This window comes from Sediminibacillus sp. JSM 1682029 (genome assembly GCF_041366435.1).
Taxonomy (GTDB): domain Bacteria; phylum Bacillota; class Bacilli; order Bacillales; family Amphibacillaceae; genus Sediminibacillus; species Sediminibacillus terrae.
Genome location: NZ_JBEWYY010000004.1, coordinates 20,719 through 35,911 on the forward strand (window position 1 = coordinate 20,719; position 15,193 = coordinate 35,911).

General features: G+C 45.7%; 20 protein-coding genes, 1 pseudogene and 1 riboswitch. Of the genes and pseudogenes, 18 read left to right on the forward strand and 3 right to left on the reverse strand.

All coding sequences use genetic code 11. The annotated features are described in order from the left end of the window. The first annotated feature begins 54 nt into the window (after positions 1-54). The 6 genes from celB to htpX all read left to right on the forward strand — a co-directional run bounded on the left by celB (position 55) and on the right by htpX (position 7,256). The gene (gene celB / locus ABVF09_RS08240) at positions 55-1,353 is read left to right on the forward strand and encodes a PTS cellobiose transporter subunit IIC (RefSeq protein WP_371068963.1); all 1,299 of its coding nucleotides are present in this window, start codon (positions 55-57) and stop codon (positions 1,351-1,353) included. Between the two features lie 13 nt (positions 1,354-1,366). Next, positions 1,367-2,110 (forward strand): chitin disaccharide deacetylase, encoded by a 744-nt coding sequence (gene chbG, locus ABVF09_RS08245; RefSeq protein WP_026571986.1) that lies wholly within the window; start codon positions 1,367-1,369, stop codon positions 2,108-2,110. Continuing rightward, entirely contained in the window at positions 2,111-2,473 is a 363-nt protein-coding gene (locus ABVF09_RS08250) for a PTS lactose/cellobiose transporter subunit IIA (protein ID WP_026571987.1), read from the forward strand. It begins immediately after the preceding gene. 16 nt (positions 2,474-2,489) lie between these two features. Next, positions 2,490-4,328 carry an exo-beta-N-acetylmuramidase NamZ family protein gene (locus ABVF09_RS08255; RefSeq protein WP_371068964.1) on the forward strand — a complete coding sequence of 613 codons (1,839 nt, stop codon included), beginning with the start codon at positions 2,490-2,492 and terminating at the stop codon, positions 4,326-4,328. Between the two features lie 365 nt (positions 4,329-4,693). Continuing rightward, positions 4,694-5,998, forward strand: a complete 1,305-nt coding sequence (locus ABVF09_RS08260; protein ID WP_371068965.1) for a methyl-accepting chemotaxis protein — start codon at positions 4,694-4,696, stop codon at positions 5,996-5,998. Positions 5,999-6,338: 340 nt separating this feature from the next. Continuing rightward, entirely contained in the window at positions 6,339-7,256 is a 918-nt protein-coding gene (htpX, locus tag ABVF09_RS08265) for a protease HtpX (RefSeq protein ID WP_026772107.1), read from the forward strand. Positions 7,257-7,336: 80 nt separating this feature from the next. On the opposite strand, the gene ABVF09_RS08270 is transcribed toward htpX, so the two are convergent. Beyond that, positions 7,337-7,537, reverse strand: coding sequence for a hypothetical protein (locus ABVF09_RS08270; protein WP_026571989.1), 201 nt, complete (start codon positions 7,535-7,537; stop codon positions 7,337-7,339). A 123-nt stretch (positions 7,538-7,660) separates the two neighbouring features. Between ABVF09_RS08270 and ABVF09_RS08275 the strand changes: the two genes are divergently transcribed. The 9 genes from ABVF09_RS08275 (at position 7,661) to ABVF09_RS08315 (ending at position 11,838) form a co-directional block, all read left to right on the forward strand. Continuing rightward, complete coding sequence (locus ABVF09_RS08275) at positions 7,661-7,984, forward strand: hypothetical protein (protein ID WP_371068966.1); 324 nt, start codon at positions 7,661-7,663, stop codon at positions 7,982-7,984. Next, positions 7,972-8,193, forward strand: a complete 222-nt coding sequence (locus ABVF09_RS08280) for a GNAT family N-acetyltransferase (RefSeq protein ID WP_371068967.1) — start codon at positions 7,972-7,974, stop codon at positions 8,191-8,193. The genes ABVF09_RS08275 and ABVF09_RS08280 overlap by 13 nt, the downstream gene beginning before the upstream one ends. A gap of 17 nt (positions 8,194-8,210) precedes the next feature. Continuing rightward, a complete protein-coding gene (locus tag ABVF09_RS08285; protein ID WP_026772108.1) occupies positions 8,211-8,579 on the forward strand; it encodes a VOC family protein in 369 nt (122 codons plus the stop codon). 166 nt (positions 8,580-8,745) lie between these two features. Continuing rightward, positions 8,746-9,288, forward strand: a complete 543-nt coding sequence (locus tag ABVF09_RS08290; protein WP_026772109.1) for a GNAT family N-acetyltransferase — start codon at positions 8,746-8,748, stop codon at positions 9,286-9,288. A gap of 129 nt (positions 9,289-9,417) precedes the next feature. Further along, on the forward strand, positions 9,418-9,891 hold the full coding sequence (locus ABVF09_RS08295; RefSeq protein ID WP_026571992.1) for a DUF2975 domain-containing protein: 474 nt from the start codon (positions 9,418-9,420) through the stop codon (positions 9,889-9,891). A 9-nt stretch (positions 9,892-9,900) separates the two neighbouring features. After that, complete coding sequence (locus ABVF09_RS08300; RefSeq protein ID WP_026772110.1) at positions 9,901-10,134, forward strand: helix-turn-helix domain-containing protein; 234 nt, start codon at positions 9,901-9,903, stop codon at positions 10,132-10,134. 98 nt (positions 10,135-10,232) lie between these two features. Further along, a riboswitch (guanidine-I (ykkC/yxkD leader) is annotated at positions 10,233-10,331 on the forward strand. Positions 10,332-10,397: 66 nt separating this feature from the next. Next, positions 10,398-10,733, forward strand: a complete 336-nt coding sequence (locus ABVF09_RS08305) for a DMT family transporter (RefSeq protein ID WP_026772111.1) — start codon at positions 10,398-10,400, stop codon at positions 10,731-10,733. Continuing rightward, positions 10,733-11,047, forward strand: coding sequence for a DMT family transporter (locus tag ABVF09_RS08310; protein WP_026571995.1), 315 nt, complete (start codon positions 10,733-10,735; stop codon positions 11,045-11,047). The genes ABVF09_RS08305 and ABVF09_RS08310 overlap by 1 nt, the downstream gene beginning before the upstream one ends. 308 nt (positions 11,048-11,355) lie before the next feature. Then, a complete protein-coding gene (locus ABVF09_RS08315; protein ID WP_371068968.1) occupies positions 11,356-11,838 on the forward strand; it encodes a DinB family protein in 483 nt (160 codons plus the stop codon). 78 nt (positions 11,839-11,916) lie between these two features. Here ABVF09_RS08315 and ABVF09_RS08320 read toward each other — a convergent pair whose 3' ends face one another. After that, a complete protein-coding gene (locus ABVF09_RS08320) occupies positions 11,917-12,900 on the reverse strand; it encodes a glycoside hydrolase family 43 protein (protein ID WP_026571999.1) in 984 nt (327 codons plus the stop codon). Positions 12,901-13,061: 161 nt separating this feature from the next. On the opposite strand from ABVF09_RS08320, the gene ABVF09_RS08325 reads away from it, so the two are divergent. Both ABVF09_RS08325 and ABVF09_RS08330 read left to right on the forward strand, forming a co-directional pair. Continuing rightward, on the forward strand, positions 13,062-13,409 hold the full coding sequence (locus ABVF09_RS08325; RefSeq protein ID WP_371068969.1) for a hypothetical protein: 348 nt from the start codon (positions 13,062-13,064) through the stop codon (positions 13,407-13,409). Positions 13,410-13,464: 55 nt separating this feature from the next. Then, positions 13,465-13,790: pseudogene (locus tag ABVF09_RS08330) on the forward strand (YnfA family protein). 49 nt (positions 13,791-13,839) lie between these two features. On the opposite strand, the gene ABVF09_RS08335 reads toward ABVF09_RS08330, so the two are convergent. Beyond that, entirely contained in the window at positions 13,840-14,274 is a 435-nt protein-coding gene (locus ABVF09_RS08335) for an Rrf2 family transcriptional regulator (RefSeq protein ID WP_026772115.1), read from the reverse strand. Positions 14,275-14,468: 194 nt separating this feature from the next. On the opposite strand from ABVF09_RS08335, the gene ABVF09_RS08340 reads away from it, so the two are divergent. Next, complete coding sequence (locus ABVF09_RS08340; RefSeq protein ID WP_371068970.1) at positions 14,469-15,110, forward strand: NAD(P)-dependent oxidoreductase; 642 nt, start codon at positions 14,469-14,471, stop codon at positions 15,108-15,110. Positions 15,111-15,193 lie beyond the last annotated feature (83 nt).

The following is a 15,193-nucleotide window of genomic DNA, read 5'->3' on the forward strand; positions in this document are numbered from 1 at the left end:
CGGGGCGTCCCCCAAGACTGAAAGGATATCAATCCATTTTAGGGAGGAAATGAGATGGACCGTTTTAATGCATTTATGGAACGTTACTTTATGCCGGTTGCCGGCAAAATGGCGGAACAACGTCATTTGAAAGCGATTCGGGATGGAATCATCGCGGTAATGCCTTTGTTGATCATCGGCAGTATTTTTCTCATCATCAGTTCTCCACCGGTTCCTTCGTGGTCGGATTTCATGTCGCCATATGCACCGGTTTTGAATATTCCGGTCAACGCTACATTCGGCTTGTTGGGGCTGATTGCGGTATTTTCGATTGCGTATAATCTGGCAGTCAGCTACGAGATGGATGGTTTATCTGCAGGTGTGCTTGCCATCGCAGCATTTTTTGTGGCGACCCCGTTATCTGAAGAAGGAAACATTCCGCTCAATCTGATGGGAAGCGAAGGGCTGTTCATCGCCATCGTACTGGCGATTTTAACCGTCGAAATTTATCGTTTTTTTGAAAAAAGGAACATCGTCATCCGTATGCCGGACAGTGTTCCGCCTTCTGTTTGGCGTGCGTTCACCGCACTCATTCCTGGAGCTGCAATCATTGCAATTGTCTGGGGTATCGATTTGCTATTGAAGGCCGCATTTGATTTATCCCTTCATGGAGTTGTCGGCGCCGTCTTGCGCGAACCACTGCAAATGGCTGGAGGCAGTCTATGGGGAGCCATCATCGCCATCATCCTGATTCACTTATTGTGGTCTTTCGGTATTCACGGCATCTCGGTTGTTGCCAGTGTCATGGCTCCGATTTGGTACAGTTTGACAGAAGAAAATGTGGCGGCACACCAAGCCGGGGAAGAACTGCCGAACATCATCGGCCAGCCATTTATGGCGATTTGGTGGGCAGTCGGTGGATCTGGTATGGCGTTTGCCTTGACGCTTTTGTTTGTCTGGCGGGCACGTTCCAAGCATTTAAAAGGATTGGGGAGAGGTTCAATCGGTGCCAGCCTTTTCAATATCAGTGAACCCGTTATTTTTGGAGCACCGGTGGTAATGAATCCGCTCTTGTTCATTCCGTTTATCCTGGCGCCGCTGGCAGTCGGAATTGTTACGTATTTTTCCATGTCACTAGGTTTGGTAGGAAAGCCTTATGTGATTGTCCCTTGGACGACGCCACCGCCGATTTCAGGAATTCTCACGACCGGGGACTGGCGCGGGGGCGTCCTGATGCTTTTCAATATCCTGATGGCAATGGTTATCTATTATCCTTTCTTCCGCCTCTATGACAAACAGCTGCTGGCTGAAGAGCAAAACGAGGAAGCGAGCAATGCCGGGAACAATACAACCCCGGCTGCGAAACAAGGATAAGGAGTTTTTTATCATGGAAGCTAAGCGAAAACTGATCGTCAATGCCGATGACTTCGGACTTACTCCTGGTGTTTCGGCCGGTATCCTATACGCACATGCGCATGGAGTCGTCACCAGTACGACGGTAATGGTCAATACAGAGTTTGCCAATGAGGCTTTGCAAGCAGCAAAGCAATTTCCTGCATTAGGAATCGGCCTGCATTTTGTATTGGACGCAGGCCGTCCGCTCTCCCCGTCTCCTGAAAGCCTTGTAGACGAAAATGGTGTTTTCTTGAGAGGCAAGGAGTTGATTGCCTCTGCCGAAAAGCAGGATGTGAAAGAAGAGTTGCAGGCACAATTGCAATTTTTGTTCGACCAAGGAATCGAGGTAACCCATATCGACAGTCATCACCATATGCATTTGCATATTCCCTGCGCTCTGGAGGCAGTGATGGAAGTGGCGAAGGAACACCGGCTGCCGATCCGGACATTCAGCGAAATGAGGGACAATGGAGTCCTGCGCACCACCGATTGTCTCCGATACGATTTTTATGGGGAAGACCATATAACTGCTGGTTATCTGCTTCGGCTATTTTCGGAACTGGAGCCGGGGGTCACGGAAGTGATGTGCCATCCAGCTTTCATCGACACCTGGCTGGAGAATAAAAGCAGTTATCGATTCACCAGGGCAAAAGAACTGGCAGTGCTGACAGATAGCCGGGTCATCGATTGGCTTGATCAACACAAGGTAGGTCTGTTTCATTATGGAGGGTTGTAGATGAAGATAGAGGATCTTTCCATGCAAATCATTTTATACGCTGGAAATGCCAAAGCTTTTTTGCATGAGGCCTTACATGCTGCAAAAAATGGACAATTCGACGAAATTGAAACGAAGCGGGACCAGGCCGCCGAAGAATTGCTGAAGGCACACAAAATCCAAACTTCTTTTTTACGGGAGGATGCGGTCGAAAAGCTGGATAATTTGCCAGTTTTATTGGTGCATGCCCAGGATCATTTGATGACGGTGATGTCGGAGAAAGATTTGATGGAAGAATTGATTTTGTTGCATCGACAGCAGCATGAAACAAACAGAAAACTGAACCGATTGTTGGAAACCGTTAATGCTCAGGAGCAAAACTAATCCAAGGAGGGGTTTGATGAGGCGAAGCAAAGTTGTCGCAGCTGCTGTCCTTATCCTGTTGCTGCTTACTCTGTCGGCTGCGGCTGTCCAGGCTAAAGGCAAGGATGGGAAAAAGGGAAAGGTCACACCTGGGGTAGAAGTGTTTTTAAAGGACCATCTGGACTGGGTCGAGGGGAAACGTGTAGGATTGATCACCAACCCTACCGGTGTGGACCGCAATCTAGTCAGCACGAGCGACCTGCTGTATGAACACCCGGATGTCGATTTGACCGCGCTTTTCGGTCCGGAGCATGGCATCCGCGGTGACCAGGAAGCCGGGGAGTATGTGGAGTCCTACATCGACGAAAAAACAGGTCTCCCTGTTTACAGTCTTTATGGACCGACATGGAAGCCTACGGAAGAAATGGTGGAAGACGTGGACGTCCTTTTGTTCGATATCCAGGATATCGGTTCCAATGTGTACACGTATATTTACACCTTGGGCTTTGCCATGGAAGCAGCAGCTGAATATGATAAAGAGGTCACTGTGTTGGACAGGCCCAATCCGATCGGCGGAACCCGTGTGGAAGGACCGCTCCGTTCCGAGGATACGGTCAGTTTCATGGGGAGGTTTTTGCTGCCGGTCCGGCATGGGATGACCGTCGGAGAACTGGCGACCATGTGGAATCATGAATACAGCATGGGTGTCGACTTGAAGGTGGCCAAGATGAAGGGTTGGAAACGGACCATGCATTATGAAGACACCGGCCTTCCGTGGGTCATGACATCTCCGAACATTCCGACTCAGGAATCGGCCTATTTATATGCCGGCACCGAACTGGTCGAGGATACCAACCTGTCTACCGGGCTTGGAACGACAAAGCCGTTTGAATTGGTCGGTGGTCCGGGAATCGATGGGGAAGCGTTGGCTGCCGAGATGAACGACCGTGACTTGGCAGGTGTAAGCTTCCGTTCCGCTTATTATACTCCCATGTTCGGCAGACATGAAGGACAGTTGATCGGCGGTGTCCAGGTCCACATCGAAGAACCATCCGAAATCGATTTAGTGGCGCTTGGCCTGAACCTGGTCGACGCCATGCGCGATCAAAATCCGGAAACATTCGAAATGACGTCCAGTTATGCCAACCTGATCGGTGACCCGGATGTTCCCGGTATGATTTTGGATGATCAGCCAGTAGAGCAGATCATGGCATCCTGGCAGGAGGAATTGAGCACCTGGATAAAAGAAGTGCGAAACAACTATTTGCTGTACAAACCATTCCCGAAAGGAGCCAAACCGTATAAGAATCAAGGCGTTTTGGGCATCCTGCCGCTTGATGTGTCCGCCTCCGTCGGGGAAAGTGTAGATTTAAGAGCAAAGGGCTATGATGAGGATGGCGACATGCTAGACATCGATGCTGCCGGACTTAACTGGGCTGTCACCGGTGATATTGGCGAGGTGGTTGATGGCGTTTTCCATGCGACTGGAGAAGGAAAAGGAGTATTGAAGGCTCAATTTGGCGAATATACAGCTGAGCGGCAGGTGGATGTCTCGACAACCTGGTTGGAAAATATTCGTTATGGAGTACATGAAGATTATACAAGGATTGTATTTGACCTCAATAAAACCGTAACAAATTATCAGTTGGAAGAAGAAGATGGAAAGGTCCGCTTGGAGGTCCCCTATGGAGAAATCGGCGGTGATCTGGATGAAGGTGGAGGAACAATCCAGATCAGCAACAGTCCGGTAATCGAACAGATTGAGTATGAGCGTGATGGGCGTTCCTTTGTTGCCGTCTTTGATTTGAAGGCTGACAGCGTCAGTTATGAAACCCCGTCGTTTTCGTCGAGAATCGTGGTCGATTTGCTGCATTGATCGGCTGGGAAAAGGTCGATCATTAAAGAAGAATACAAACGCGCTTGGATGAACAGTCCGAGCGCGTTTGGTGTTTTTTGGTGCTGGCAATTGATTAAGTGAAAGGGTCCGACGGAAATATTTTCGTCGTCGAATCCAAAACTTCTTCCGTCCGGAACCGCTGTAGAGGTTCCTCGATATTCGCCGAATATCCTTCGTGGTTCTCCAAGATTTTCTTCCTCCTCTTAGATAGGTTTTCAGCTTTTGTAATCCCTCGGAACCATTTTTTTCTGGAAAATTATTTTAATAGGTATTATGCTTTTCAGAAAATTACCGATATATAGTATGAAAGGTTTATTCATTATGGGGATTAAGGGGTTTTAAAAATGAAAATAAAGCATCGCATTTTTGGTAAAACGCTACAAAGACAGATTCTGATGCCGTTTTTAACTGTACTTATTCTATCCGGCTTGGCCATCGGTTTACAGGGTATGATTATCATGGAAACGGCAGAAATCGGCAATCAAGCAAAACAAATCATCATTCCGATGGGGATAGGCCTGGTCCTGACGCTCATTATTGCGTCCTTACTGAGCATCTTGTTGGCAAGTAGAGTGACCCAACCTGTTAAGCACCTTCAATCCAAAATAAAACAGATGGAAGAAGGAGATTTATCGATCGACCTGAAAAATGGCCGGACCGATGAAATCGGAGAGCTCGCCGCATCAGTAGACAACATGAAAAACAGAATGAATGAGGTTGTTGAGAATGTTGCATCTGTTTCGGATCACGTATCGATGCACAGCCAGGAATTGACTCGCTCATCTTTGGAAGTCAAGCAGGGATCTGAACAAGTTGCTACAACCATGCAGGAACTTGCATCAGGAGCCGGCATGCAGGCTGAGCACTCTAAAAACCTTTCTCAGGGCATGAAACAGTATAATGAAAAAGTGCGTGAAGCGAACGATAATGGACAGGTAATCTATAATGCGGCCGAACAAATCATCATGATGGTGAGCGAGGGCACACAATTGATGGACACGTCTGTTCATCAAATGGAAAAAATAGAATCCATTGTAAAAAACGCTGTGGAAAAGGTACAGGTATTGGACCAACAATCACAAGAAATCACCAAGCTTGTGTCCGTTATCAAGGATATTGCCGAGCAAACCAACCTGCTGGCATTGAACGCTGCGATTGAAGCAGCAAGGGCAGGAGAGCAGGGTAAAGGTTTTGCTGTCGTTGCTGATGAAGTCAGAAAGCTTGCTGAACAAGTAAGTAACTCTATCACAGACATTACCGGCATTGTCGGCAGTATCCAAACGGAGTCAAACGCTGTGTCAGGTTCTTTGATGAGTGGATATGAAGAAGTTGATCAAGGAACGACCCAAATCCGAAAAACAGGCGACAACTTCAAAAAAATCAGCAGTGCTTTATCTGAAATGGTCGGAAGTGTAATGAGCGTCAATGAAAGCTTGAGCACGATTACCAAAGATAGCGATGCATTGAGCTCGTCGATCAATGAAATTGCATCCATTGCAGAAGAATCCGCTGCCGGTATTGAACAGACCTCGGCGAGCACACAACAGACAAGTAGTTCCATGGAAGACATAACCAATAAGTTTGAACAACTGGAGACTCTCTCAATGGAATTGCAACAGTTTGTAAAACGTTATCACTCTACCATCTAAATACCTAAAAGGAACAGAAAAGTCACGTTCGATTTGGTCTCTTTCTGTTCCTTTTTTATCACGATTTTACCAGTCTCGTGTTTAAGGAATCGGATGCATTGGACCATCAGCCTTTCCATCTCTTAAAGAAAACAAATCCACTTGTCAGACGGTTTCTACGGCTTTTTTCAAGACGACAGAACGGGCTGAGTTCACATACAATCACCGTTTGCTGTCTGTAAAATGACGATTTTGTGAAAAATAAAGCATATCTTTTTCAGCGACAGCAGGTTTCTATAGCGTATGACAAAGGGAAACATGTTAAACTAATGGACAAACAGATGGAAAATGAGGTGTAAAGATGGGAAAAAGAATCCTGTTCTTTTTATTGACCAACATTTTGGTCATGACGACCATAGTCATCGTCTGGTCGATTATTACTGCATTTACCGATATAGGCGGTTCGTTTGAAACCGGTGGTTCCGGGCTGGGAATCGACTATGCTTCCTTGATGGTATTCAGTCTGCTCGTCGGTTTCATCGGTTCCTTTATGTCTCTGGCCATGTCCCGCTGGGTAGCGAAAAAGATGATGAAAGTGAAGGTCCTCGATCCAGACGGTTCCTTGGCACCGCAAGAACGTGCCGTCGTGGAAAAGGTGCACAGACTGGCCCGGGCTGCTGGATTGGCACATATGCCGGAAGTGGGCATTTATCAGTCGGCCGAGGTGAACGCTTTTGCAACCGGCCCGACTAAAAAACGCTCGCTTGTAGCTGTATCATCCGGATTGCTGCAAACAATGGATGACGATGCCGTCGAGGGTGTCATTGCCCACGAAATCGCACACGTTTCCAACGGAGACATGGTTACGATGACCTTGCTGCAAGGGGTAGTCAACACCTTTGTCGTATTTTTGTCGCGAATTGTGGCCATCGTTGTATCCCGTTTGGTTCGTTCGGAAATGCAAACGGTCGTACGGTTTGCAGCGATTATCATCTTTCAAATCCTGTTCTCCATTCTCGGAAGCATCGTGGTCAGTGCGTTTTCTCGCTGGCGGGAGTACCGGGCCGACCGGGGAGGAGCAGATTTGGCAGGCCGTGACAAAATGGCCCATGCACTGCGTTCGTTGAAATCGTATGTAAACAGAGCACATCTTGATAATGACCGCACTGATGATGCGGCAATCCAGACAATGAAAATCAACGGAAAAAGCGGTATGGCAAAATTGTTTTCCTCGCATCCGGATTTGGATGAGCGGATTGCACGTTTGGAAGAACGTTAATGCAAAAGATTTACTAAAAAGCAGCTTTCCCAGGTTTATTCCTGTTGGTCAGCTGCTTTTTTATTGGATATATAGCGTTTCTATTTGTCAGTTGGCAGACTCCCCGTTTTAGTTAGCCTGAACAATCGCCACCCGCTGCCAAGCAGTATAGCTGAACCTATAATCAAATAAGAAATGTGGAAATCCTGCCAAGCATAGTTGATGGTGACGCCGCCTGCTATAAGCAGGATAAGAATGTTATAGCCAACTTGGAATTTCCAATAACCATCCGTACTGTCCATTTTTCAAGCCCCTTCTGTGTCTATCTTTCTATCTTTCCATTGTAACAAAGCCGTCAAAAGCAGGAATAGGGATACATTTATCGAAATGATAATACGAAAATAGCAATGAAAGGAGCGAGGATGTTGAAATGGGTGATGAAGGATCCGGACTTTTTGGTAAGAAAAGCAGAACCAAGCGATCTGGCAAGTGTGTTGTTTTTACTTCAACAGGCTGGCCGCTGGCTGCAGACAAAAAATACAACACAGTGGGATTACTATGTAACAGATTTACAAGAAAACACGGAAGAAGTGAGCGATTCGATAGACAGGGAAAATACATACATAGTGGAGTCGGATAACGGTGAATGCGTCGCCTCTATTACATTGGAGATGGCCCCACAGGATGGGACCGCTCTATCTGGGGAGATGATGCAAAAAAGGATGATGCTGTTTATTTGCACCGTATAGTGGTGAACAGAAAATTTGCCGGAAAAGAAGTCGGCAGTGATTTGATCAAGTGGGCCGTGGAAAGGGCGAAAGAAAAAGGGAAAAAGCGAATCCGTTTTGACTGCCTTGCCAGAAATGTCGGATTGAACCGTTATTACCAAAAATGGTATCGACGGGTAGGTATCGCTGACATATACGGGCAGCATAGTAAATATGAAATGGAACTTTAGAGTGGAGGAGAAACAACATGGCAAAGGTGATCGGATTTGAAATAAGCAGTCAGGAACCGGAAAAAGCGGTGGCGTTTTATAGAAAGGTATTTGGCTGGGAATTTGCCGATCCTGACTGGGAGTATTGGCCGGTAGTTTCGGAGAGCGGAACAATGAAAACCAGCTTAACTGGAGGAATAAGTAAAGGGCCGAGTGATTTTCCACATGGGACGAGGATTCAAATCGAGGTGGAGTCCATAGACGAAACGTTAGCGTTGGCACAACAATATGGGGCAATGATTGTCCGGGATAAAATGGAATTTGGTTCTTTTTTTCTGGCCTATTTAGTCGATCCTACTGGTATCGGCCTGGGACTTATCGAGAAGAGAAATGTTGCAGGACGTTGATCTTGTATTGTTGTTCTAATAGCGTAGGCGGTATCGATGACTTGTGAAGATTTTCCGCTCGTGATGATATAATGGCTGGAGCAAAGAAGGAAAATGGTCAAAGCGATGGTAGTCGACATCGCTTCTTCTTTTTGTCGTGAGAGTGATAATTTTCAGGGGGGATGGAATGCGAAATGAAAGATATTCTTTTAAACGTGACTTGCAGTACTGGATAAGGCAAGCAGAGGAAGCGGATGCGGAAAAACTGGCGAAAGTGAGGCGGCAGATAGATGGAGAAACAGAAAATCTGGATCGAGAGCAAGGGGAAGAATATATCGATTCGCTCGGATTCAAGGAGCTAATCAAAAAGGATGCGGAAACAAACTGCAATCTTTTTTTGGTCGCCGAGGCTGGCTTGGACATAGTCGGTTTCTCCAGATGCGCTGGCAGTCGTTTGAAGCGCAAGTCACATCAGGTTGAATTTGGGGTGGGAGTACGTAGGGACTTTTGGGGGCATGGGATCGGGAAAAGTCTTTTGAAAGAATCGATTTCCTGGGCAGAAGCGAATGAAATTGTCAAAATGACGTTAAGCGTACTGGAAACCAATTCAACGGCCATTCAGCTTTACCAAAAGTTCGGCTTCGAGGTGGAAGGCGTTTTGAAAAAGGACAAGCTCTTATCGGATGGTAGGTTTTATGACACCATTTTGATGGCGAGATTTAATGCCTGAGCAGATTCCTGCTATTAGGTTTGAACAGGGAAGATAAATAATGCATGTGAATGAAAAGAGATATTTTTTTATTGATAATCAATAAATCATATATTAATATAAGGTTATCAAACATAATTGAGGTGCTGTATGAAAAAAGGGACGACCATATTTTTAAAATTGGCAGTCATCATCATTGGATTGGTTATCATTGCGTTATGTATTTGGGTCCCCAGCCTGGCCAAAGAAGCGGCAGAAATGAATCCAGAATATGCTTATCTCCGATATCCTGTCTTGATCGGCGTTTATATCCCGGTCATCCCGTTTTTTACCGCTTTATATCAGGCTTGGATGCTTTTGCGCTATATCGAACAGAAACAGGCTTTTTCTCCATGGGCGGTTGCGGCCCTGAAGCGAATCAAAGTTTGTGGCATCGCAATCGGCAGCATCTACATAGCTGGCATGCTTTTTCTTATCAGTCAAAATGCATTGCATCCGGGAATCGCCTTGATAGGATTATTGATTGTTTTTGCTTCATTCGTTATAGCTGTTTTCTCTGCCGTATTACAGGAATTATTGGCAAGTGCGCTCCAAATTAAAAAAGAAAACGAATTGACGATTTGAGGTGAAAAGATGGCGATTGTCATTCGCATAGATGTTATGCTGGCCAAAAGGAAAATGAGTGTCACGGAGCTTTCTGAAAAAGTGGGCATTACCATGGCGAACCTTTCCATCCTGAAGAATGGAAAGGCAAAAGCAGTCCGCTTTTCCACGTTGGAAGGGATCTGCAAAGCCCTGGACTGCCAGCCTGGAGATATTTTAGAGTATATAGAAGATGAAGAAGATGATTCCGGGAAGAAACTGTAGGTTCGTTCATTTACTTCGAACGGGAGTTGTGTCTCCTTCATCATGGCCGTTATTTTGTTTTCATAAATCAAGTCTGGTAAAATAAGTGCAATGCATAAGGTTATGTTTTCTAGGGTTCCGCGGCTGGATTGCCGGTCTGGTCCGAGAGAAGACACACAGCGTCTGCTGTGACACGGAGGGATAAAAGCCCGGGAGGTACTGTCAATCAGTTAACTCCCGGGCTTTTTGTATTGTATAGGAATTACGCAGCTAGGAGGGATTGCATGAATAGAGAATGGATCAAAGTAATCATCGCAGCCTTTTTTGAAGTTTGCTGGGTGGTAGGCTTGAAGCATGCTGATAATAGTCTGACTTGGGCAGGGACAGTTTTAGCGATCGTGGTCAGCTTTTATTTATTGGTAAAGTCAGGAGAAAAACTTCCGGTCGGCACCGCCTATGCCGTTTTTGTCGGTCTTGGCACGGCAGGAACCGTATTATCCGATATCGCCTTTTTCGGTGAACCGTTTAAACCGGTGAAAATATTGTTGATTGTGATTCTGCTGGCAGGTGTTATCGGTTTGAAATTGGTCGAAGATGAAAAGAAAGGAGAGGAAGCCTGATGGCATGGGCAGCATTGGTAGTAGCGGGTATGTTTGAAATGTTTGGCGTCACCATGATCAACAAATTGCATAAAGATAAAAGCTGGCAGCCATTCATACTGCTGGTGGCCGGGTTTGCCGGGAGCTTCCTGTTCCTTGCTTATGCTTTGCAAACTTTGCCGATGGGGACAGCATACGCCATCTGGACAGGGATAGGCGCGGCAGGTGGTGCGATTACCGGCATGGTTTTATATGGAGAATCGAAACACTGGAAGCGGGTCCTGTTCATCATCGTGATTTTGGGGGCTGCGGTCGGGTTGAAGCTGGTGTCTTGATGGATGGAGTTGGTTCAACAGGAGATAAAACAGTTGAAGGAGGATCATTTTTACCGGATAGAAGTAGGATTTTCCGGGAAAAAGTCACCTTGGAAAAGCAGGATTGATGTCACTAGATGAAGAAGGTAACAGGAGTAGTCCCATGGATTGCTTAAGAGTGATGGATGGTGCCTGAATCGTAAATATTGCATAAAGAATGAAGGATTTCGTGCAAAACTGTTTTGCTTTTGGAGAGTTGTATTTTTTGCAGATATAAAAAACATGAAAGCAGACAAGCCTATTTATTCTGAAATGACGGAGGAACAGCAATGAAAAAACTATTTCAATACAACTGGCAAGTCCGTGATGACTGGTTTACTTGGTGTGAACATGTTCCGGAGGAAGAGCTGTTGAAGAATCGGGCAGGAGGGGTCGGCAGCATCCTGTACACTTTGTTTCATATAATAGAAGTCGAACACAGTTGGCTTATTCTAGATTTGAAAGGCGATCCGGAGCGGGAGAAACTATCATTCGAAAAGTATGACAGCCTGAAGAAAGTCAGAGAGCTGTCAGAAAGACTTCACAGGGAAGTCGAGCCTTTTGTGGATCAATGGACAAGCGAAATGGAGGCACGGCTGTTCATCGAAAAGGATGCGGACGGGAACCCAGTAAGCTTTAAGCATGGAGAAATCATTCGGCATGTGATTGCCCATGAAATACATCATATCGGTCAGCTATCCATTTGGGCGAGAGAACTGGGGAGACAACCTGTTACCGCAAATCTTATCAGAAGAGGGCTGTTTGCCGACTGAAGTTGCAAGCTTCAATAAATTTCGGTTAATCGAATGCAAGAAAACGACCGGCTCCAAGGAAGAAGCCGGTTGTCGTTTCTAGTCTTCGTAGGGATCAATCGTTTGAATTGTTCCATCTGTGTTGTATTTCAATTCAGTAAACTTAACGGAGCGTTTGTGATTAACGCCATCGGACAGCGAACAATCATGATAGAACAAGTACCACTTATCCTTGAACTGCACTATCGAATGGTGGGTAGTCCAGCCGATGACCGGTTTCAAAATCGTACCTTTGAACTCGAATGGCCCTTCTGGATTTTCGCTCACTGCATAGACAATTTTGTGTGTCGTTCCTGTGGAGTAGGAGAGATAGTAAAGGCCGTTGTATTTATGAACCCACGGTCCTTCGAAATACCTGCGGTCTTCATCCCCAGCGAGAATCGGATTGCCGTTTTCGTCTACAATGGAAATTTCTTTTGGCTCCCGCTTGAATGTGAGCATATCGTCGCTTAATTCTGCCACGATGGGACCCAATGCGGGTTCAGAGGGATCCGGCCCCACTGCATCCGGCTTGAATGTACCAGTCTGCCATTTTTCCAGCTGCCCACCCCAAAGTCCGCCGAAATAGACATATGCTTTGTCGTCATCATCGACTAAAACGGCGGGATCGATGCTGAAGCTTCCCGGTATGTAGTTTTCCTCCGCTTTGAATGGACCTGCTGGATTAGGGCTGGTCGCAACCCCGATGCGAAAGTTGCCTTGATGATCACGAGCGGGAAAAAATAAATAATAGGTGTTGTTTTTATAAGCAGCGTCAGGCGCCCAAAGCTGTCGGCTTGCCCAAGGGATATCATCCACATGTAGTACTTGGCCGTGGTCTACGCACGGTCCGTTCATATCCTCCAACGATAATACATGATAATCCTTCATTTTATATTGGTCGCCATTATCATTCGAAGGTTCGTCATGATCCAAGTCGTGTGAAGGATAAATATAAACCTTTCCCTCAAAAACGTGGGCAGAAGGGTCTGCCGTAAAGATATGTGTTACCAAAGGCTGGTTGGGCTTAACGTTTTCCGCCATGTAATATCCCTCCATCTAATGTAAATGCTTTCACTAGTAGTATAACGGAATCTTTTTACTTTGTACATTGAATAAACTAACTTTGTTGATTGATAAAAGTATAGATGATAAACGGAAGTCGTGTTAAGTTAGATGGCAGTAAGCAGGAGGTGTGTGGCTGGATGGAAAAACCATTGTTCATTTGGTTGAAAGCAGCTAAGGACAATTTATTTTTGGTAATAGCGATGATCACGTTGATAGTCTTTCTTTATCCTTTTTGGTTGGGTTTTCCACTTTATTACATAAGCGGCGTTTTTCCACTTGCTGTTCCCATTCTATTTCCTTTAGCTTCTGCTTTGTTACTTTCTGTAGGTTTTATCTATATCAATCTATTGGCAGCAAAAGCTATGAAAGATAATAAAGGAAAGCGAAGCGTAAGTCAGTGGACATTACATTTTCAGGTTTGGACGATCAGTATCTCCTTTTTCTTTCTGTTGATTGGTTATTGCATGGTATTGTTATTCAGTTGATTTTTCGATTTGACCTGTTTACAAACTTTTATGGGTATTTCAGGGAGTGATCAAAATAATTTATGCCATTTTTTTATTTCTGTTAGCCGGCATAGCAGAAATTGGCGGAGGGTATTTAATCTGGTTATGGTTAAGAGAAGGAAAGTCTTACTACTGGGGTATAGGGGGCGGAATTGCTTTGGCTCTGTACGGGGTCATTGCTACATTTCATAACTTCCCGACATTCGGCAGAGTGTACGCTGCATATGGGGGCGTTTTTATCGTTCTTTCTGTTTTATGGGGATGGGGAATCGATAAAAAACACCGGATTTCTATGATTGGCTGGGAGCTGCCATATGCCTGGCAGGAGTTTCGGTGATGTTGTTTGCACCGCGTCAGTAAAAACGAAGCGTATCTTGCCGAATGTGTAGATACGCTTCATTGGACACGTTTATTGTGCAGCTTCTTTCTTTAGAATATCGTCCACGACATCAGCAATGGTCACATTCCCAAGGGCTTTCTCCATGGCCTGTTCGGCTGCTGAGAACATTGGACCGATGGTGTCCTGGATATTCTTCCCCACCGTACAATCAGGGTTCGGGTTTTCATGGATACTGAAAAGTTCTTTTTCCTGGACTACCTGGACAGCCTTATAAACATCGTGCAGGGTGATCTCCGAAAGATCTTTCGCTGGTTGTGCACCCGCTATTCCCGGGCGGACTTTCACCAGCTCGGCTTTTTTTAACATCCCGATTATTTTTCTGATGAGGGCTGGATTGGTATTGACGCTGGCCGCAATAAATTCCGAAGAGTTTTGTTCTCCTTTATTGACTTCCAGCAATGCTAATATATGGACGCCTACAGCAAAACGACTGCTGATGGACATAACTCTTCACCTTCCTTGAACGGGATAAATCGATCATGTAATGAGGATGAGTACCTCAATATTATAGCGTAAAGCGGACAAACATGGGAAGAATCCCTTTTTGTTGACTTGAATAACACTTGTAACTAAAATTATTACATGTAATCGATTATATTACATGTTTGGGTGTTCAGAGAAACAGGAGGGATTCGAAAATGAAAATTGGAATTATTGGTGCAAGCGGTAAAGCAGGAGGTCTGATTTTAAAAGAGGCACAGGACAGAGGGCATGATGTAACGGCAATTGTGAGAAATGCAGAAAAAATCACCGATCCGGAGGTTTCTGTCCTCGAGAAAAACATCTTTGATTTAACAGCAGACGAATTCAAGCCATTTGATGTGGTAGTCAATGCATTCAATGCAGCTCCAGGCGAGGAACACCATCATGTAGAGGCTGGAAGGGTGCTGATCGAGGCAGCAAAAGGCGCTCCTGATACAAAGCTCTTCGTGGTGGGTGGAGCAGGAAGTTTGTTTGTGGACGAAGAGAAAACGACTCGTTTATTTGATACACCTGATTTTCCGGATGCATATTTGCCAACTGCCAAAAACGCAGGTCGGAATCTTGAAGATTTGGAAAGTATCACCAGTATTCAATGGACTTATCTTAGCCCGGCTGCTTTCTTCGATCCCGACGGAAAGCGCACTGGAACTTACCAAACAGGGAAAGACCAGGTCATTCAAAACGCAAACGGTGATAGCTATGTCAGCTATCCGGACTTTGCCATTGCGGTACTGGACGAAATTGAAAACCCAGTACATCCAAATGAACGCTTCACCGTCGTCTCCAACCCAGAATAACCATACCCGCCAGAAAAGGGACAGTCCCCGCTTGTGTTTCGGGGACTGTCCCTTTTTCAGTTGGGGACTGACCCCAACCCCGA

Coding starts and splice junctions, on each gene's coding strand:
- celB (WP_371068963.1), top strand. CDS start 55: ATGGACCGTTTTAATGCATTTATGGAACGTTACTTTATGCCGGTTGCC.
- chbG (WP_026571986.1), top strand. CDS start 1,367: ATGGAAGCTAAGCGAAAACTGATCGTCAATGCCGATGACTTCGGACTT.
- ABVF09_RS08250 (WP_026571987.1), top strand. CDS start 2,111: ATGAAGATAGAGGATCTTTCCATGCAAATCATTTTATACGCTGGAAAT.
- ABVF09_RS08255 (WP_371068964.1), top strand. CDS start 2,490: ATGAGGCGAAGCAAAGTTGTCGCAGCTGCTGTCCTTATCCTGTTGCTG.
- ABVF09_RS08260 (WP_371068965.1), top strand. CDS start 4,694: ATGAAAATAAAGCATCGCATTTTTGGTAAAACGCTACAAAGACAGATT.
- htpX (WP_026772107.1), top strand. CDS start 6,339: ATGGGAAAAAGAATCCTGTTCTTTTTATTGACCAACATTTTGGTCATG.
- ABVF09_RS08270 (WP_026571989.1), bottom strand. CDS start 7,537: ATGGACAGTACGGATGGTTATTGGAAATTCCAAGTTGGCTATAACATT.
- ABVF09_RS08285 (WP_026772108.1), top strand. CDS start 8,211: ATGGCAAAGGTGATCGGATTTGAAATAAGCAGTCAGGAACCGGAAAAA.
- ABVF09_RS08290 (WP_026772109.1), top strand. CDS start 8,746: ATGCGAAATGAAAGATATTCTTTTAAACGTGACTTGCAGTACTGGATA.
- ABVF09_RS08295 (WP_026571992.1), top strand. CDS start 9,418: ATGAAAAAAGGGACGACCATATTTTTAAAATTGGCAGTCATCATCATT.
- ABVF09_RS08300 (WP_026772110.1), top strand. CDS start 9,901: ATGGCGATTGTCATTCGCATAGATGTTATGCTGGCCAAAAGGAAAATG.
- ABVF09_RS08305 (WP_026772111.1), top strand. CDS start 10,398: ATGAATAGAGAATGGATCAAAGTAATCATCGCAGCCTTTTTTGAAGTT.
- ABVF09_RS08310 (WP_026571995.1), top strand. CDS start 10,733: ATGGCATGGGCAGCATTGGTAGTAGCGGGTATGTTTGAAATGTTTGGC.
- ABVF09_RS08315 (WP_371068968.1), top strand. CDS start 11,356: ATGAAAAAACTATTTCAATACAACTGGCAAGTCCGTGATGACTGGTTT.
- ABVF09_RS08320 (WP_026571999.1), bottom strand. CDS start 12,900: ATGGCGGAAAACGTTAAGCCCAACCAGCCTTTGGTAACACATATCTTT.
- ABVF09_RS08325 (WP_371068969.1), top strand. CDS start 13,062: ATGGAAAAACCATTGTTCATTTGGTTGAAAGCAGCTAAGGACAATTTA.
- ABVF09_RS08335 (WP_026772115.1), bottom strand. CDS start 14,274: ATGTCCATCAGCAGTCGTTTTGCTGTAGGCGTCCATATATTAGCATTG.
- ABVF09_RS08340 (WP_371068970.1), top strand. CDS start 14,469: ATGAAAATTGGAATTATTGGTGCAAGCGGTAAAGCAGGAGGTCTGATT.